Annotated in this window: 13 protein-coding genes and 1 pseudogene; 9 read left to right on the forward strand and 5 right to left on the reverse strand. The window is 72.5% G+C overall.

The features are described from left to right. Positions 1-163 precede the first annotated feature (163 nt). From tatA to ACFSL4_RS07230, 4 genes and pseudogenes are all read left to right on the forward strand, one after another. Positions 164-442 carry a Sec-independent protein translocase subunit TatA gene (gene tatA / locus ACFSL4_RS07215; protein WP_381079739.1) on the forward strand — a complete coding sequence of 93 codons (279 nt, stop codon included), beginning with the start codon at positions 164-166 and terminating at the stop codon, positions 440-442. A gap of 48 nt (positions 443-490) precedes the next feature. Next, positions 491-1441: a twin-arginine translocase subunit TatC gene (gene tatC, locus ACFSL4_RS07220; protein ID WP_381079741.1), complete on the forward strand. Its 951-nt coding sequence runs from the start codon at positions 491-493 to the stop codon at positions 1439-1441. A 31-nt stretch (positions 1442-1472) separates the two neighbouring features. Beyond that, positions 1473-1628: pseudogene (locus ACFSL4_RS07225) on the forward strand (diacylglycerol kinase family protein); the annotation flags it as partial. 72 nt (positions 1629-1700) lie between these two features. Then, the gene (locus ACFSL4_RS07230) at positions 1701-4553 is read left to right on the forward strand and encodes a DEAD/DEAH box helicase (RefSeq protein ID WP_381079743.1); all 2853 of its coding nucleotides are present in this window, start codon (positions 1701-1703) and stop codon (positions 4551-4553) included. A gap of 432 nt (positions 4554-4985) precedes the next feature. Here the strand turns inward: ACFSL4_RS07230 and atzF are convergent, their stop codons facing one another. From atzF to ACFSL4_RS07250, 4 genes are all read right to left on the reverse strand, one after another. Further along, complete coding sequence (gene atzF, locus ACFSL4_RS07235; RefSeq protein ID WP_381079744.1) at positions 4986-6635, reverse strand: allophanate hydrolase; 1650 nt, start codon at positions 6633-6635, stop codon at positions 4986-4988. A gap of 64 nt (positions 6636-6699) precedes the next feature. Further along, on the reverse strand, positions 6700-10221 hold the full coding sequence (locus tag ACFSL4_RS07240; RefSeq protein ID WP_381079746.1) for a 5-oxoprolinase/urea amidolyase family protein: 3522 nt from the start codon (positions 10219-10221) through the stop codon (positions 6700-6702). Continuing rightward, positions 10218-10832: an urea amidolyase associated protein UAAP2 gene (locus tag ACFSL4_RS07245; RefSeq protein ID WP_381079778.1), complete on the reverse strand. Its 615-nt coding sequence runs from the start codon at positions 10830-10832 to the stop codon at positions 10218-10220. Before ACFSL4_RS07245 ends, ACFSL4_RS07240 begins: the two co-directional genes overlap by 4 nt. A 32-nt stretch (positions 10833-10864) precedes the next feature. Continuing rightward, positions 10865-11689, reverse strand: coding sequence for an urea amidolyase associated protein UAAP1 (locus ACFSL4_RS07250; protein WP_381079748.1), 825 nt, complete (start codon positions 11687-11689; stop codon positions 10865-10867). A gap of 219 nt (positions 11690-11908) precedes the next feature. Between ACFSL4_RS07250 and ACFSL4_RS07255 the strand changes: the two genes are divergently transcribed. The 5 genes from ACFSL4_RS07255 to ACFSL4_RS07275 all read left to right on the forward strand — a co-directional run bounded on the left by ACFSL4_RS07255 (position 11909) and on the right by ACFSL4_RS07275 (position 16088). Then, a complete protein-coding gene (locus tag ACFSL4_RS07255) occupies positions 11909-12535 on the forward strand; it encodes a TetR/AcrR family transcriptional regulator (protein WP_381079750.1) in 627 nt (208 codons plus the stop codon). 530 nt (positions 12536-13065) lie between these two features. After that, positions 13066-14670, forward strand: coding sequence for an ATP-binding protein (locus tag ACFSL4_RS07260; RefSeq protein ID WP_381079752.1), 1605 nt, complete (start codon positions 13066-13068; stop codon positions 14668-14670). Beyond that, complete coding sequence (locus tag ACFSL4_RS07265; protein ID WP_381079754.1) at positions 14667-15074, forward strand: roadblock/LC7 domain-containing protein; 408 nt, start codon at positions 14667-14669, stop codon at positions 15072-15074. Before ACFSL4_RS07260 ends, ACFSL4_RS07265 begins: the two co-directional genes overlap by 4 nt. Then, the gene (locus tag ACFSL4_RS07270) at positions 15071-15487 is read left to right on the forward strand and encodes a DUF742 domain-containing protein (protein ID WP_381079756.1); all 417 of its coding nucleotides are present in this window, start codon (positions 15071-15073) and stop codon (positions 15485-15487) included. Before ACFSL4_RS07265 ends, ACFSL4_RS07270 begins: the two co-directional genes overlap by 4 nt. After that, positions 15468-16088, forward strand: coding sequence for a GTP-binding protein (locus tag ACFSL4_RS07275; protein ID WP_381079758.1), 621 nt, complete (start codon positions 15468-15470; stop codon positions 16086-16088). Before ACFSL4_RS07270 ends, ACFSL4_RS07275 begins: the two co-directional genes overlap by 20 nt. Positions 16089-16295: 207 nt before the next feature. Here the strand turns inward: ACFSL4_RS07275 and ACFSL4_RS37620 are convergent, their stop codons facing one another. Next, positions 16296-17489, reverse strand: a complete 1194-nt coding sequence (locus ACFSL4_RS37620) for a hypothetical protein (RefSeq protein ID WP_417820296.1) — start codon at positions 17487-17489, stop codon at positions 16296-16298. Positions 17490-17700 lie beyond the last annotated feature (211 nt).

A 17700-nucleotide genomic window follows, 5' to 3' on the forward strand; every position in this document is an offset into this window, starting at 1 on the left:
TCGCGGTCCGGAGAACGAGGCGCGGGCCGCAGGCCGGGAGTACGCCCGGGGATTGCCCTGCGTTCACCCCTGAGCGTTACGATCGCTGCACGATGGTCGGACATGTGTCCGGCCGATCGGACAGCAACCCCCACCCATGCCGCCTCGGTGAGAAGGTAAAGACATGTTCGGAAGGCTCGGAGCTCCCGAGATCATTCTCATCCTCGTCGTCATCGTCCTGCTGTTCGGCGCGAAGAAGCTTCCGGACATGGCGCGCTCCCTCGGCAAGTCCGCGCGCATCCTGAAGAGCGAGGCCAAGGCGATGAAGGAGGACGGCAAGCCGTCCGCACCGGCCGGCCCGCCGAACGACGAGGCCCCGGCCCAGCGCACGATCCAGGCCGCGCCCGGCGATGTGACCAGCGCACGCCCGGTCACGGAGCCGACGGACACGACCAAGCGCTGACGCACGGCCGGGATGCCACCGGCCTGCCGCATGAGATGAGGACGTGGGTTGCTCAAGTCTGCCCGCAAGACGGAGAAGGATCCCGAGGGGAGGATGCCCCTCACGGAGCACCTTCGTGAGCTCCGCAACCGGCTCGCGAAGGCCCTGCTGGCCGTCACCGTCGTCACGGTCCTGGCCGCCTTCTTCTACAACGACATCGTCAACGTCATCACCAAACCGGTGCTGGACTCGGTCGGCTGCGCCAAGAGCTTCGAGGAACTCGCGAAGTCGTCCGACAAGACCGAACAGTGCGCGCAGATCACGATCAACGGTCTGCTGACGCCGTTCACGCTGGCGCTGAAGGTGTCCCTGATGGCCGGTGTCGTGCTGGCCTCCCCGGTCTGGCTGTACCAGTTGTGGGCGTTCGTCGCCCCCGGGCTGCACAAGCACGAGAAGAAGTACGCGCTGGCCTTCGTCGGCACCGGTGTCCCGCTGTTCCTGGCCGGCGCCTATTTCGCCTACCGGGTCCTGCCGACCACCGCCAGGGTCCTGATCGGCTTCACGCCCAACGGTGTGAACAACCTGCTGCCGCTGGACGACCTGCTCGATCTGGTCACCCGCATGGTGATCGTCTTCGGTCTCTCCTTCGAGCTGCCGTTGCTGCTGATCATGCTCAACCTCACGGGAGTACTCAGCGGCCGCCGCATGCTCGGCTGGTGGCGGGCCATGGTCCTCGGCATCACGGTCTTCGCCGCCGTCGCCACACCCAGCACCGACCCGCTGACCATGCTGGCGCTGGCCGTGCCGATCTGGGTGCTGTACTTCGGCGCGGTGCTCTTCTCGCTGATGAACGACCGGCGCAGGCGCCTGCGCGAGGCCGCGGGCCCCGCCGACGACGAGGCGTCCGAGCTGGACCTCACCCCCGAGGACATCGGGGAGGCCGAGTCCGTGCCGGCCGGGCGGACCCTGCCGGAGCAGGCGGGCACGGACCGGGTCAACGGTTATGACGACGTGACCTGAGGGTCGGGCGGCGGACCGTAGGGTCACCTCCGTGACCAGCGAGCTCACCCTCTTCGTCAACCCCACCGCGGGACGCGGCCGGGGCGCCCGGGCGGCGCAGCCGGCCGCTTCCGCTCTGCGGGCGGCCGGTTTCTCCGTACAAACGATCCTCGGGGAGACCGCCGAGGACGCCCTCACCCGCGCGCGCTGCGTCCCCCGGGCGGTGCGGGTCGCGGCCCCCTGAGCCGCGGCCTCCGGGCCCGGGACCGGATTCCGGATAATGATCGTCCTGTTGTCAGCGGCGCCCGGTACGCTCGAAAGCACGATGACAGAGGACCTCTCACCGGCTGAGCGGTACGCGGCGGCCCGCCGTCGCGCCGCCGAGCAGGCCACCGCGCTCGCCTCGTTCCGCGAGATGTACGACTTCGGCCTCGACCCCTTCCAGATCGAGGCGTGCCAGGCGCTCGAGGCGGGGAAGGGCGTGCTGGTGGCCGCGCCCACCGGCTCCGGCAAGACGATCGTCGGCGAGTTCGCCGTCCACCTCGCCCTGAACCAGGGCAGGAAGTGCTTCTACACGACCCCCATCAAGGCGCTGTCGAACCAGAAGTACGCCGACCTGTGCCGCCGCTACGGCGCCTCCAGGGTCGGGCTCCTCACCGGCGACAACAGCGTCAACGCCGACGCCCCGGTGGTCGTGATGACCACCGAGGTCCTGCGGAACATGCTGTACGCGGGGTCGCAGACCCTCCTCGGCCTCGGCTACGTCGTCATGGACGAGGTCCACTACCTCTCCGACCGCTTCCGCGGTGCCGTCTGGGAAGAAGTGATCATTCACCTGCCCGAGTCGGTGACGCTGGTGTCGCTGTCGGCGACCGTGTCCAACGCGGAGGAGTTCGGCGACTGGCTCGACACGGTCCGCGGCGACACCGAGGTGATCGTCTCCGAGCACCGGCCCGTGCCGCTGTTCCAGCACGTGCTGGCCGGCCGCCGCATGTACGACCTGTTCGAGGAGGGCGAGGGCCACAAGAAGGCCGTCAACCCGGACCTGGCGCGCCTGGCCCGCATGGAGGCCAGCCGCCCCTCGTACGCGGACCGCAGGCGTGGCCGCGCCATGCGTGAGGCCGACCGTGAGCGGGAGCGCAGACAGCGCGCCCGGGTCTGGACGCCGAGCAGGCCCGAGGTGATCGAGCGGCTCGACGCCGAGGGCCTGCTGCCCGCGATCACGTTCATCTTCAGCCGGGCCGCCTGCGAGGCCGCCGTCCAGCAGTGCCTGTACGCCGGGCTCCGCCTCAACGACGAGGATGCGCGGGAACGGGTGCGCGCCCTCGTCGAGGAGCGCACGGCGTCCATCCCGCCCGAGGACCTGCACGTCCTGGGCTACTACGAGTGGCTGGAGGGCCTGGAGCGCGGCATCGCCGCCCACCACGCGGGCATGCTGCCGACGTTCAAGGAAGTCGTCGAGGAGCTGTTCGTCCGCGGTCTGGTGAAGGCCGTGTTCGCGACCGAGACCCTCGCGCTCGGCATCAACATGCCCGCGCGCTCGGTGGTGCTGGAGAAGCTCGTCAAATGGAACGGCGAGCAGCACGCCGACATCACCCCCGGCGAGTACACCCAGCTCACCGGCCGGGCCGGCCGCCGCGGCATCGACGTCGAGGGCCACGCGGTGGTGCTGTGGCAGCGCGGCATGAGCCCCGAGCACCTGGCGGGGCTGGCGGGCACCCGCACCTATCCGCTGCGTTCCAGCTTCAAGCCCTCGTACAACATGGCGGTGAACCTGGTCGAGCAGTTCGGCCGCCACCGCTCGCGCGAGCTGCTGGAGACGTCGTTCGCGCAGTTCCAGGCCGACAAGTCGGTCGTGGGGATCTCCCGCCAGGTGCAGCGCAACGAAGAGGGCCTGGCGGGCTACAAGAAGTCCATGACCTGCCACCTCGGCGACTTCGAGGAGTATGCGCGGCTGCGCCGCGAACTGAAGGACCGCGAGACGGAACTGGCCCGGCAGGGCGCTGCGCAGCGCCGCGCCGAGGCCGCCGTCGCCCTGGAGAGGCTCAGGCCCGGTGACGTCATCCACGTCCCGACCGGCAAGTACGCCGGCCTCGCCCTGGTGCTGGACCCCGGCCTGCCCGCCGGCCGCACGGACGGCCACCGCGGGTTCGACTACCAGGACGGCCCGCGCCCGCTGGTCCTCACCGCCGAGCGGCAGGTCAAGCGGCTGGCGTCGATCGATTTCCCGGTGCCCGTCGAGGCGCTGGAGCGGATGCGCATCCCGAAGTCGTTCAACCCGCGCTCCCCGCAGTCCCGCCGTGATCTCGCCTCCGCCCTGCGCACCAAGGCGGGGCACATCCCTCCGGAGCGGCACCGCAAGAAGCGGTCCGCTGCCGCCGACGACCGGGAGATCGCCCGGCTGCGCGCGGCACTGCGCGCCCACCCCTGCCACGGCTGCAACGACCGTGAGGACCACGCCCGCTGGGCCGAGCGCTACCACCGGCTGGTGCGCGACACCTCGCAGCTGGAGCGCCGCATCGAGGGGCGCACGAACACCATCGCCCGCACCTTCGACCGCATCGTCGCGCTGCTGACGGAGCTGGACTATCTGCGCGGCAACGAGGTCACGGAGCACGGCAAGCGCCTCGCCCGGCTGTACGGGGAGCTGGACCTGCTGGCCAGCGAGTGCCTGCGGGCCCGGGTGTGGGAGGGGCTCGGCCCGGCCGAGCTGGCCGCGTGCGTCTCGGCGCTGGTGTACGAGTCCAGGGCCGGCGACGATGTGATGGCGCCGCAGCTGCCGTCGGGCAGGGCCAAGGCCGCGCTCGGCGAGATGGTGCGCCTGTGGGGCCGGCTCGACGCCCTGGAGCAGGAGTTCCGGATCACCCAGACCGAGGGCGTGGGCCAGCGCGAGCCGGACCTGGGCTTCGCCTGGGCGGCGTACATGTGGGCCGAAGGCAAGGGCCTCGACGAGGTGCTGCGGGAGGCCGAGATGCCGGCCGGTGACTTCGTCCGCTGGTGCAAGCAGGTCATCGACGTCCTCGGACAGATCGCGGCCGCCGCACCCACCGAGGGCTCGACGGTCGCCAAGAATGCCCGCAAGGCGGTCGACGGTCTGCTGCGCGGGGTGGTCGCCTACTCGTCGGTGGGCTGAGCCGGCCGACCCGACGGGGCCACGGTCTGCGTCGGACGCTCCGGGCGCGACGCGGTGGTGGCGCCGCGATCCCGCATGCCGCGGTGGCGGCGCGGAACGGACCGGGCCCTGTCGGCCCGCGGCGGCTGGTCGGACGGGTGAGCCGGTTGTCGGCGCAGGGCTGCGGGGTAGTGGCGAGCGGTGGGCCGAGGTCCCCGGCGGGCGGCCGCCATACCTCTGCCCCATGCCCGCGGCGGCTGGTCGGACGGGTGAGCCGGTCGCCGGCGCAGGCCCGATCGTGGGCCGGGGGACAGCGACCGGAGTGGCGGGACCGCCCGCGTTGTGCGCGGGACGGCCCGACTCCCCATCGCGAGCCGTGGGCCGCAGGCCATGGGAGCGGGGCGGCGCGGAGGTCCCGTACGGAAGGCCCGGGGGTGGCCCGGCGCCGGCCGGTCAGCGGTCGAGGTAGGCGCGCCAGCCGCCGTAGGCGGTGATGTCGGGCGCGTTCTCCAGCGCGGCGGGCTCGCACAGGAAACCGGGTGCGTGGCCGCCGTCGGCGAGTTCGACCCGGCCGAGTGTCATCGGGCGCGGCAGCCCGGCGAGCAGCCGGCCGAGGCCCTCGGCGGGCAGCCGCCACACCTCCGCCTCGATCGCGGACCCGCCCTCGCCGACATGGACCAGGCCAGGCTTGGGCGGAGTCGTCGCCAGGGCGTGCAGACGGTAGACGGGGGCGGTCGCCGTCGTACGGTCCAGGCGGGCGCCCAGCGCCAGGAGCTGAGGGTTGAGGGGCTGGCCCGACAGATGCGCGCCCACCACGACGAGCCGGGTCTCCGCCTCCAGCGAACGGGCGATCCGGGCCAGCCGCTCGTCCGTGAACGCCGGGCCGATCAGCATCACGCCGAACGGCAGGCCGTCGACCTCGCCCGCGGGCACGGCGACCGCGGCGAGGTCGAAGAGGTTGGTGGAGTTGGTGAAGCGGCCCAGCCGCGCGTTGGAGCCCAGCGGATCGGCGGCCACCTCGGCGAGGGTGGGGTGGCCCGGCGTGGTCGGCAGCAGCAGGGCGTCCGCGTCGGCCAGCCCGGCGAGGGCGCGAGCGCGCAGGTCGGCGAGCCGGGCCTGGTCGGCGAAGAGCCGGTGGGCCGGGATGTCGCGGGCACGGGTGATGATGCCGGCGACGGTCGGGTCGAGGCCGTCGCCGCCCTCGGCGACCGTCTTGTCGACGAAGCCGCCGACGGCCGCGTACCGCTCGGCGACGAACGCGCCCTCGTAGAGCATCGCGGCGGCCTCGGTGAACGGGGTCAGATCGAGGGCCCGCACCTCGGCGCCCGCCCGGGCGAGCCGGGCGACGGCGTTCCGGTACGCCTGCGCCCAGCCGTCGTCGAGTTCACCGAGCTGGGCCGGGGGCGGGACCGCGATGCGCCAGGGGCCGGGGACGCGCTGCGGGAGCGGAGGGAGGGCGCGGCCGGGCGGCGACGCCATGTGCGCCAGGGCACGCTCCGCCTCCGGGAGCGTACGGGCGAACACGGTGACGCAGTCGATCGAGGCACAGGCGGGGACGACACCGGTGGTGGGCACGAGACCACGGGTGGGCTTGAGCCCGACGATGCCGTTGAACGCGGCCGGTACGCGCCCCGAGCCGGCGGTGTCGGTGCCGAGGGCGAAGTCGACGATGCCGAGGGCCACCGCCACCGCCGACCCCGAGCTGGAGCCGCCGCTGATCCGCGCCGGATCGTGCGCGCTGCGCACCGCGCCGTACGGGGAGCGGGTGCCGACCAGGCCCGTGGCGAACTGGTCCAGATTCGTGGTGCCGAGCGCGATCGCGCCGGCGGCGCGCAGGCGCGCGACGGCCGGCGCGTCCGCCGTCGGCGCGTGGGCGTAGGCGGGGCAGCCCGCGGTGGTGTCCAGGCCGCGGACGTCGATGTTGCCCTTGACGGCGAACAGGAGGCCCGCCAGGGGGAGGTGCTCGCCCGCGGCGACACGTTCGTCGATCGCCCTGGCCTCCGACTCGACCTCCGCCCGGGGCCGCAGGCCGATCCAGATGTCGGGGCGGTCCACTGCTGCGATGCGTTCATGGGCCCGCCGGACCCGGGTGAGGCTCGACATCTGTGCTCCTGGCTGGGGGTCGTTTCGGGGGATACGGGGGTGGGATGCGGACGGGGGCGTGCCCTCAGGGTGCCGTCGCCCCTGCCGGGGCGAGCACGACCAGTGCCGTGCCCGGATCCACCCGGTCGCCCGGCTTGGCGAGGATCCGCGTCACCACGCCGTCCATCGGGGCGGGTACCCGGGACTCCATCTTCATCGCCTCCAGGGCGAGCAGCGGCTGCCCGGTGGTGACCCGGTCGCCCGGGCGGACGTTCAGCTGCCACACGGACGCGGCGAACTCGGCCTCCACCAGGCGGCCGCCGTCCGGGACCGCCACCTCGGCCGCCTCGGGCGCCGGTGCCGCCGCGGTCTGCGCCCGGGTGAACTCGCCCGCCGCCTCCCAGGCGGCGCGTTCCGCCGCGAAGGCAGCACCCTGGCGGGAGCGGAACTCGGCGATCGAGCCGGCGTTCTCGGCGAGGAACGCCTCGTACGCCGCCAGGGAGAACGCGCCCTCCTCGATGCGCGGCACAAAGCGGCCCGAGACGATGTCCGCGCGCAGCTCCAGCAGCTCGTCGGCGTCGACCGGGTACCACTTGATGCGGTCGAAGAACCGCAGCAGCCAGGGCGAGCCCGGCTCGAACGCGCCCCGCTGCCGCCACCCCGACCACACCTGCGTGGTACGGCCCACGAACTGGTAGCCGCCGGGACCCTCCATGCCGTAGACGCACAGGTAGGCGCCGCCGATGCCGACGGAGTTCTCGGCGGTCCAGGTGCGTGCCGGGTTGTACTTGGTGGTGACCAGGCGGTGGCGCGGGTCCAGGGGCGTGGCCACGGGCGCGCCCAGGTACACGTCGCCCAGGCCGAGGACCAGGTACTCCGCCTCGAAGACCGTGCGGTACACGTCCTCCACGGAGGCCAGCCCGTTGACGCGGCGGATGAACTCGATGTTCCACGGGCACCAGGGCGCGTCGTCGCGCACGCCCGCCATGTAGCGGGCGATGGCCTCGCGGGTGGCCGGGTCGTCCCAGGACAGCGGCAGGTGCACCGTGCGGGAGGGGACGACCAGCTCGTCGGTGGGCGGCAGCTGCGCCGCCATGTCCCGTACGGCCGCGAGGAGTTCACGCGCGGCGAGGCGTGCCAGGTCCGTCTGGATCTGCAGGGAGCGGATGCCGGGCGTCAGGTCGGTGACCCCGTCGAGGCCGGCCTCCTCGACCGCCTTCATCAGCGCGTGCACCCGCATCCGCAGCGCCAGATCGAGCTGCATCGGCCCGAACTCGACCAGCAGGTTGTCGTCGCCGCTGCGCCGGAATGTCACGTCGCCGTCCCGGGCCAGCACCCCGCCGTCCACGATCTCCGGCCGCGGCGCGCCGTCGTCGGCCAGTGGCGCGAAGCGGACCGTGTCGCCGGGGCGGAGCTGGCCGAGCTTCCACCGCTCCCATGTGGCCACCGTGGCCGGGCAGACGAAGCCGCCGAGCGAGGGGCCGTCCGGGCCGAGCAGCACCGGCATGTCGCCGGTGTAGTCGACGGCGCCGACCGAGTACGGCGTGTCGTGGATGTTGGACGGGTGCAGGCCCGCCTCCCCGCCGTCCGGGCGGGCCCAGCGGGGCGCGGGGCCGACCAGTCGTACGCCCGTGCGCGCCGAGTTGAAGTGGACCTCCCACGCGGCGGCGTAGAAGGCGTGGATGTCGTCCTCGGTGAAGAACTCCGGTGCCGCGTGCGGGCCTTCCAGCACCCCGAGCCGCCACGACGAGGTGAACGCCGGGCGGTCCGCCGGCGGCACCGGGGAGCCCGTCGCCCCCGTGCCGCCGTGCAGCACGTCCCCCGCGCGCAGTGCCCGGCCGCCGTGGCCGCCGAACCTGCCCAGCGTGAACGTGGCCGCGCTGCCGAGGTGGGCGGGCACGTCCAGGCCGCCCGCGAACAGCACATAGGTGCGCAGCCCGTGCGCCCGGGGCTCGCCGACCTCCAGGACGGCGCCCGCGGGGACGGTCACCGGCTCCCACTGCGCGACCGGTGCGCCGTCCACCGCGACCGGTGCCGGGGCGCCGGTGACACACACGGTCGTGGCGTGCGTGAAGCGCAGGGCCGGCCCCTGCAGCGTGCACTCCAGGCCGGGCAGTCCCTCCGCGTTGCCGAGTGCCCGGTTGCCGAGCCGGAAGGAGAGGTCGTCCATCGGGCCGGACGGGGGCACGCCCACCTGCCAGTAGCCGGTGCGGCCCGGCCAGTCCTGGACGGTGGTGAGGGTGCCCGCCGACACCACCTCGATGCGCGGGGTGGGGTCGGTGACGGCGGCGAGGGTCGCCGTGGAGTGCGCCGCCGAGCGGACGCGCCGGTCCGCCAGCGCCGCGCGCACCAGCCCCAGGTTCGTCTCGATGCCGTCCACGCGGGTACGGGACAGGGCCCCGTCCAGGCTCCGCAGCGCGTGCGCCCGGTCCGGACCGTGGGCGATCACCTTGGCGAGCAGCGGGTCGTACGAGGCCGTGACCTCGGTGCCCGTCTCCACCCAGCCGTCCACCCGCACGCCCTGCGGGAACTCGGCGCGGGTCAGCAGGCCCGCGCAGGGCCGGTGGCCCCGGGAGGGGTCCTCGGCGTACAGGCGTGCCTCCACCGCGTGGCCGCGGGGCGGGCCCGGGTCCCGTACGACGTCCAGGTCGCCGCGGGCCAGCCGCAGCATCCAGGCGACGAGGTCGACGCCATAGATCTCCTCGGTGACCGGATGCTCCACCTGGAGCCGGGTGTTGACCTCCAGGAAGTACGCCTCCTCGCGGGCCGCGTCGTACACGAACTCGACGGTGCCCGCGGAGCGGTAGCCGACCGAGGCGCACAGATCGCGTGCGGCCGTGGCGAGCCGCCCGCGGACGTGCGGGGGCAGCCCGGGTGCGGGCGCCTCCTCCACCACCTTCTGGTGGCGGCGCTGGAGGGAGCAGTCGCGGTCGCCGAAGGTGACGACCCGGCCCCGGCCGTCGCCGAAGACCTGCACCTCGATGTGGCGGGCGTGTTCGACGAGGCGCTCCAGGAACACTCCGGCGGAGGAGAAGGACGCGGCGGCGATTCGCTGCACCCGCTCCCAGGCGTCGGTCAGTTCATCGGCGGAGCGGCATGCCGACATGCCGATACCGCCGCCCCCGCCGGTCGCCTTCAGCATGACCGGGTAGCCGATGGCCGAGGCCCGCTCCAGCGCCTCCGCCCGCGAGGCCAGCAGCCCGGTGCCGGGCGCCAGCGGCACCCCGGCCTTCTCGGCCGCGGCCCGCGCGGTGTGCTTCGCGCCGAACAGCTCCAGCTGCTCCGGTGTGGGCCCCACGAACACGGTCCCGGTGTCCTCGCAGCGGCGCGCGAAGCCCGCGTCCTCGGACAGGAAGCCGTAGCCCGGGTGGATCGCGCCCGCGCCGGTGTCCTTGGCCGCTTTCAGGACGAGGTCGGCGTCCAGGTACGACTCCTTCGCGGGCGCCGGGCCGAGCCGCACCGCCTGGTCGGCGAGCTGGACGTGCGGTGCGCCGCGGTCGGCGTCGGAGTACACGGCGACCGTGCGCAGGCCCAGCTCCCGGGCCGTGCGGATGATCCGGACGGCGATCTCTCCCCGGTTGGCGACCAGCAGCGTGCCGAAACTCATCCGGCGGCCCCGATCGTCATCTCCACCGCCGTCGGCTCGAAGCCGTTGCACGGGTTGTTGATCTGGGGGCAGTTGGAGACCAGGACGAGCACGTCGCGTTCGGCGCGCAGGGTCAGCGAGCGGCCGGGGGCGGAGATGCCGTCGACGATGCCGAGGGTGCCGTCCTTCTCGACGGGCACGTTCATGTACCAGTTGATGTTGGACACCAGATCGCGTTTGCCGAGGCCGTACCGCGCCCCTTCGGCGAGGAAGTTGTCCACGCAGGCGTGCTGGGCCCAGGTGTGATGCCCGTACCGCAGGGTGTTCGACTCCTTGGAACAGGCGCCGCCGACGGTGTCGTGCCGGCCGACCTCGTCGGCGATCACGGTCATCAGCGGGGTGTGCTCGCAGGACAGCAGCACGGTGCCGGTCGTCAGGAAGATGTTCCCCTGCGCGTGGACGGTGTCGGGCGCGCTGTAGCGGACGGACGTGTCGTGGGCGTCGTACACGAGGAAGTCGACGGCCTGGTTGCCGTGCAGGTCGGCGATGGTGAGGGTGCCGCCGGCGCGGACGGTCGAGGACCAGGCGGCGCGTGCGGGAACGACGGTCCTCGTCGTGGCGGTCGTGGTCATGCGGGCCTGCTCGGTCTCATGGCGGCCGACGTTCATACGAGCCCCCTCGCGGCGAGGAATCCGGTGGTGTTCAGGAAGGCGCGCCGGCCTTCGGGGGTGGCCTCCCACAGCGGGTCGCCCGGGCGGGTCGCCGCCGCGCGCCAGGCGAGGACCTCCAGCGGGGTGCACACGTAGCCGGGGCGCGGGTCGGCCGGGTGCGGGACGTTGGCGACGAGCACCGTGACGTCCTGTTCGGCGCGCAGGGTGACGCTGCCGCCCGGACCGGAGGAGCCCGTGAAGTCGAGGGCGCCGTCCTCACGGACCTCCACGCCCTGGAAGAACGACAGCGAGGGCGGCAGATCGCGCGGCTGAAGGCCGTTCTTGGCGGCGGCCAGCTTGAACAGCTCGCGTCCGGCCGGGGACGCGGACTGCGGGGTGCCGTCGCCGTAGCGCCGCGTGTTGCGGACGAGGGTGGACGTGCCGCACAGAGCGTCGTGCCGGCCGGAGGTGTCCGCGACGACCGAGGCGAGGACCCGGCCCTGGTCGGACAGGAGCAGGCGGCCCTCGGCAAGGTACGCGTTCCACTGCACCTTGACCGTGTCGGCGACGTTCAGCCGCTCCCAGGGGCGGTCGGCGGCGTACAGCAGCAGATGGGCGCAGGCGTGGCCGCGCAGGTCGGTCAGGCGCAGCTCGGTGCCGCGGGCGAGGACCCGGTGCGTGTAGTTGCCGCCCGTCACGGTCTCCGCCCACACCAGGTGGCCCGCCTCGCAGGGCGGTGCGGGCCAGGTGCTCGCCGGTACGACGGGCATGGCCTCGGCGTGGGTGCCCTCCTGCGCCCGGGCGTGGTCGCGTGCTCCGTGGGTGGTGGCTGTCGCCATGCGGGACCTCCCGGTGATCCGGTGAACTGCCGCGCTCGACTGCCGCGCGGATTTCTGTCGCCCGACAGAAATTAGGCGGGGGTCGCGTCGCCGCCGTGTCCCGGGCGTTGCCGGCCGGTTACCGATCCCTCACACGGTGGTCCGCGACGGTGGTGTGCGCCGTCGCGTCCGCCCCGCGGCCGGGACGACCATGGGCCGCCGTGTGCGAGGATCGAACGCATGGGAACCGGTGGTGGGCGGCGGGTCGGTCGGCCGCGCGTGGCGCAGCGGCCCGACAGCGGGCTGTCGCCGCGCGACGAACTCCTGCTCGCGGCCGCCGAGTTGTTCACGACCCGGGGGTATGCCGCCACCACCACCCGGGCCGTGGCCGAGCGGGCCGGGATGCGGCAGGCGTCCATGTACCACCACGTCGCCGGCAAGGAGGAACTGCTCGCCGAACTCCTGGAGTCCACCGTCACGCCCTCGCTGGCCTACGCCCGTGAACTGCTCGCCGACGAGGCCGCCCCCGCCGGTGAGCGGCTGTGGGAGCTGTGCCGCACCGACGTCGAGCTGCTGTGCGGCGGCCCGCACAACCTCGGCGCGCTCTACCTGCTGCCCGAGGTCCGTACCGAGCGCTTCGCGGGCTTCCATGCCGTACGGGCCGAACTCAAGGACGCCTACCGGCAGTTGCTCGCGGCGACCCGGGCGGGGGGCGCACTCGCGAAGAGCGAGCTGGACCTGCGGACGGATCTGGTCTTCGGGCTGATCGAGGGTGTCATCCTCGTTCACCGCTCCGATCCGGAGCGCCCGGTCTCCGTCTTCGCCGAGGCCACGGCGGACGCGGCCCTGCGCATCGCAGGCGTCTGAACTCGAGATCCGACCTCGCCGTTCGAACACGGCCCTCCGTCATGCCGACTGGGCGTTTTCACCGGATTCGCCCCGCCGTAGGCGCGCTGATCGCGCCCGGAAGCGCCGGCCGGAGGCGTTCGAATCCGCTGAGTCGAATCTCAAGCTGAACGCGTGCGCCTGAACGCGGGCGGTGGGCTTCGTCGGTTGATGGGCCCCGCGTCGTCCGTGCCTCAAGGTCTTTCACTCTTCCGGGCGGTTGCTTTCATACGGATGTATGTGATGACGCATCGTGTGCGAACGACGGCGCAGCGTGCAAATGCGCCCGAGGTTACTCCTGCTCGGGGGGTCATTTCAGGTGCTTGCGGAATATGACATAGCGATGATCCGGTCGGACTAAGCTCGCCCGCAGCGCACCGAGTTGAGGTTATTCGTGCGTTTGTTCCCGATGATGCCGAAGATCCGGTGGATACCCATGCCCGATTCCATGCGTACCCCCACGTTCCATCCGTAAGCATCCCGACCCTGTCGATTCATCTCAGAGGGCATACATGGTGAGTGTTCAATCGCCTCCCGGTGGCCGTGGACTTCTCTACGCGCGCGTGCTGTTGCTGCCGGCCATACTGACGGCCGCGGCAACCGGGGCCGCCGTCGCCGTGGTGACGGGGCCGGCCCGCATCGCCGTCGGCTGGTGCGGAGTCGTCGCCACCGTCGTGGTGACCTCCGTCGCGGCTGTCGCGGCGCGCCGCGGCCGCACCGTCCGTGCCCTGCGGGCCGACTTCGCGCAGCGGACCGCGTACCTTGAACAGCGGATCGCCTCCCAGGACGACGACATCGAGTACTTCCGCACGGAGATCGTGCCCAGGACGCTCGCGGTGCTGCGCACCGGCGTCTCCCCCGCTGAGGTGATCCGGACCGTCATCGACGAGAGCCCGCACTTCCGCGGACTGCCCGGGCCGCAGCGCCAACTGCTGCGCACCCTGCTCCAGATCGTCGACCGCGAGATCGCGATGCGCGACTCCTCGCAGCGCGCGTTCGTCAACATCGCCCGCCGGGTCCAGGCCATCGTCCACCAGCAGGCCAAGGAACTCAGGGAGATGGAGGAGGACCACGGACGCAACCCCGAGGTCTTCGACGACCTGCTGCGCATCGACCACGGCACCGCGCTGATCGGCCGTCTCGCCGACTCCATCGCCGTCCTCGGCGGCGGCCGCCCGGGACGCCAATGGCCCAAGCCGGTCCCGCTCTACAGCGTGCTGCGCGGCGCGATGTCCCGCATCCTGGAGTACCGCCGCATCGAGCTGCACTCCATCGCCAAGGTCAACATCAAGGGCATCTCGGTCGAACCGATCATCCACGCCGCGGCCGAACTCCTCGACAACGCCACGCGCTACTCACCGCCCCAGACCAAGGTGCACGTCACCGCCGTCGAAGTGCAGACCGGCATCGCCGTCGAGATCGAGGACGGCGGCGTCAGCCTCAGCGAGGAGAGCCGCGCCAAGGTCGAGAAGCGGCTCGCGGAGGCCCAGGCCGGGGTCGACATCCAGGAACTCGGGGAGGCCCCGCGTCTCGGTCTCGCCGTCGTCGGCCGGCTGTCGTCGATGTTCAACATGCACGTGTCGCTGCGGCAGTCGGCGTACGGCGGCGTCCGTGCCATCCTCATCATCCCGAACGACATGCTGACCACCGAACCCGCCCCAGGGTTCGCCCACGGCATCGGCGCATCCTCCGTGCCGACCCTGGACAACGACGGGGTGAAGGGCCCCGAGCGCAACGCCAAGAAGCGCCGCCCCACCACCGGGCCCCGGATCCCGCGGCAGTTCTCCATGGAGGACGACGTGCCCGTCGTCACCGAGTGGACGGCCAACGGCCTGCCGCAGCGCCGCAGCCGGGTGAAGACACCGCTCAGCCAGCGGCTCGCCGAGGCCGCCGCCGCGGAGGCCGCGGGCGCATCCTCTCCCTGGGCGCCGGAGCCCGAACCGGAGAAGGACGAGCCCGCGCCCGGTCTGTGGGTCGAGGCGTTCATGAACGGGCTCAAGGCCGACCCGGACCCGAACGCGTTCTCCTCCGGGCCCCCGGTCGGCGACCCGCACGCATTCACCAGGAACGACGAGCCGGCCCCTGCCGAGGCCGAGGACGAGGGGGACCTCAAGTGATGCAGCAACGAGGCAACTTCGACTGGTTGCTCAAGGAACTCGCCGACGGCGTACCGGGTGTCCACCAGGTCGTGGTGCTCTCCGCCGACGGTCTGCGCATCGCCCGCTACGGCGGTGACCCCGACGCCGCCGACCGCGTCGCCGCCGCCTGCGCCGGGCTGCAGAGCCTGGCCGGCGCGGTCGCGGCGGAGATCCCCGACAGCGACGGGCGGATGCGCATGGTCATCATCGAGATCGACGGCGGCTACTTCTACATGATGGCGGCCGGCCCCAACGCCTACCTCGCCGTGCTCGCCGACACCGTCGCCGAGGCCGGCCTGATGAGCAACCGCATGCGCGATCTCGTCATCCGCATCGGTTCCCACCTGACCAGTCCGCCGCGGCGCAACGAGCAGACCGTATGACTCCTCCCCGACGCCGTCGGCGCCACCCCCAGGAAGACCCCCCGCCGGGCCCCGTCCCGGCGGACGGCGGGAAGCGGGGCGAGGAGAAGAACCCCGAGCGGTTGTACATCCTCACCGGCGTGACCGACGGGGGCGAGCGCGCCCCCATCGACCTCGTCACCCTGATCGTGGCGAGCGCCGACCCCCCTCCCACGGCCACGCCGGAGCAGGCGGCCCTGCTCCGGATCTGTCAGGCCCCCCTGTCCGTGGCCGAGATCTCGGCCTACCTCAGTCTGCCGTTCAGCGTGGTCACCGTGCTGATCACCGACCTGCTGGCGGCCGAACTGGTCCAGGCACGCGCCCCGATCGCCCGGCAGGCGATGCCTGACCGTTCCCTCCTCGAAGCGGTGATGCATGGACTACAGAAGCTCTGACACCGTCCCCGGCCCACGGACCGAGGACCATCTGCCGCACACGGCCCAGGCCGCCGTGAAGATCGTGATCGTGGGAGGTTTCGGGGTCGGCAAGACCACCATGGTCGGTTCCGTCAGCGAGATCAGGCCGCTGACGACCGAGGAGACCATGACCCAGGCGGGCATAGGGGTCGACGACAACTACGGCTCCGACAGCAAGACGGCCACCACCGTGGCCATGGACTTCGGACGCATCAGCATCACCGAGCAGCTGGTGCTGTACCTGTTCGGAACGCCCGGCCAGGAACGGTTCTGGTTCCTGTGGAACGGCCTGTTCGAGGGTGCGCTCGGCGCGGTCGTCCTGGTCGACACGCGCCGCCTGGAGGTCAGCTTCGACGTCATCGGCCGTCTGGAGGAGCGCGGCGTGCCCTTCGTGGTCGCCGTCAACTCCTTCCCGGACGCGCCCCGTTACCCCATGGCGGAGCTGCGCGCGGCCCTCGACCTGTCCGAGGAGATCCCGATCATGGACTGTGACGCGCGGCGCCGCGCCTCCAGCCGCGACGTCCTGATGACGCTGATGCGCTTCCTGCACTCCCTCACGGTGAACCGCGCACCCGTCTGATGCGCGTGGCGCCACCGCGCTTCCCGCGTACGCATCCCGCCCGTTCCCGGGTGCGCGCCCCAGTCCGTCCCCGCGTACGCGCCCCAGCCCGCCCCGTGTCCCGTCCCCACCCCAGGACACCGGATCCACCCCAGTACCGGAGCGACCATCGTGACGCCTGAACCCCACTCCCTGACCGGCAGGGACCTCACCCGCACGGACGCCCCGTCAGCGCCGCCGCCCGGCTGCCCGGCCCACGGCCGCGGACCCGGCGGAGTGCACCGGCTGTACGGCCCCGAGGCACGGGACCTGGGGGCCCTGTACGAGAAACTCCGTGCGGAACACGGTGCCGTGGCCCCCGCGCTGCTCCACGACGACGTTCCCGTCTGGGTGGTGCTCGGCCACGGCGAGAACCTGCACATGGTGCGCAGTCCCGCGCACTTCACCCGCGACAGCCGCGTCTGGTCCGCGCTGGGGACCGGTCAGGTCACGCCCGACCACCCGCTGACGCCGCACTTCGCCTGGCAGCCCATCTGCTCCTACGCCGAGGGCGACGAGCATCTGCGGCTGCGCGGCGCGGTCACCGGCGCCATGTCGACCATCGACTACCGGGGCCTGCGCCGGTTCATCAACCGCGCCACGCAGGCCCTCGTCAACCGCTTCTGCGAGGAGGGCCGGGCCGACCTGGTCACACAGTTCGCCGACCATCTCCCGATGGCGGTGATGTGCGAGGTCCTCGGCATGGCCGACGAGTACAACGACCGGATCGTGCACGCCGCCCGCGACATGCTCAAGGGCACCGAGACCGCGATCGCGAGCAACCAGTACATCGTGGACGCCCTGACCCGGCTCACCGCACGCCGCCGGGCCGAGCCCGAGGAGGACTTCACCACCCACCTCGTCAACCACCCGGCCGGGCTCACCGACGACGAGATCAGGGAGCACCTGCGGCTGGTCCTGATCGCCGCCTACGAGGCCACCGCCAACCTCCTCGCCAACGTGCTGCGCGTGGTGCTCACCGACCCGCGCTTCCGGGCCCAGCTCAACGGCGGCCAGATGACGGTGCCCGAGGCGGTCGAGCAGTCCCTGTGGGACGAACCGCCGTTCAGCACCATCCTCGGGTACTTCGCCAAGCAGGACACGGAGCTCGGCGGCCGGCGCATCCGCAAGGGCGACGGACTGCTCCTGGGCATCGCGCCGGGCAACGTCGACCCCCGGGTGCGGCCCGACCTCTCCGCCAACATGCAGGGCAACCGGTCCCACCTCGCCTTCGGCGGCGGCCCGCACGAATGCCCCGGCCAGGACATCGGCCGTGCCATCGCCGACACCGGCATCGACGCTCTGCTGATGCGGCTGCCGGACATCCAGCTCGACTGCGACGAGGACGAGTTGCGCTGGACGGGGTCCCTGGCGTCGCGGCATCTGGTGGAGCTGCCGGTGCGGTTCGAGCCGAGGCCGCCGCAGGACGTGACCGCGGCACCGGCCCTGCGGCAGGTGCCGCGGCAGCGCCCCGGCTGGGAGGTCACCACGTCCGGCCCGCAGCCGGCGGCCTTCCTCTCGCAGCCGGCGACGCCGCTTCCGGAGCAGGCAGCCCCGCCGCCGCCCCGGCCGGCCCCGGCCCTGCCTCTGCCGC

This window comes from Streptomyces caeni (genome assembly GCF_042678285.1).
GTDB classification, from domain to species: domain Bacteria; phylum Actinomycetota; class Actinomycetes; order Streptomycetales; family Streptomycetaceae; genus Streptomyces; species Streptomyces caeni.

Bases quoted from the DNA above. Each gene is read 5' to 3' on its own strand.
- ACFSL4_RS37620 (WP_417820296.1), bottom strand. From the start codon at position 17,489: ATGCCGCGACGCCAGGGACCCCGTCCAGCGCAACTCGTCCTCGTCGCA.
- ACFSL4_RS07230 (WP_381079743.1), top strand. From the start codon at position 1,701: ATGATCGTCCTGTTGTCAGCGGCGCCCGGTACGCTCGAAAGCACGATG.
- ACFSL4_RS07260 (WP_381079752.1), top strand. From the start codon at position 13,066: ATGGTGAGTGTTCAATCGCCTCCCGGTGGCCGTGGACTTCTCTACGCG.
- ACFSL4_RS07250 (WP_381079748.1), bottom strand. From the start codon at position 11,689: ATGGCGACAGCCACCACCCACGGAGCACGCGACCACGCCCGGGCGCAG.
- ACFSL4_RS07240 (WP_381079746.1), bottom strand. From the start codon at position 10,221: ATGAGTTTCGGCACGCTGCTGGTCGCCAACCGGGGAGAGATCGCCGTC.
- ACFSL4_RS07270 (WP_381079756.1), top strand. From the start codon at position 15,071: ATGACTCCTCCCCGACGCCGTCGGCGCCACCCCCAGGAAGACCCCCCG.
- tatA (WP_381079739.1), top strand. From the start codon at position 164: ATGTTCGGAAGGCTCGGAGCTCCCGAGATCATTCTCATCCTCGTCGTC.
- ACFSL4_RS07275 (WP_381079758.1), top strand. From the start codon at position 15,468: ATGGACTACAGAAGCTCTGACACCGTCCCCGGCCCACGGACCGAGGAC.
- atzF (WP_381079744.1), bottom strand. From the start codon at position 6,635: ATGTCGAGCCTCACCCGGGTCCGGCGGGCCCATGAACGCATCGCAGCA.
- ACFSL4_RS07245 (WP_381079778.1), bottom strand. From the start codon at position 10,832: ATGACCACGACCGCCACGACGAGGACCGTCGTTCCCGCACGCGCCGCC.
- ACFSL4_RS07255 (WP_381079750.1), top strand. From the start codon at position 11,909: ATGGGAACCGGTGGTGGGCGGCGGGTCGGTCGGCCGCGCGTGGCGCAG.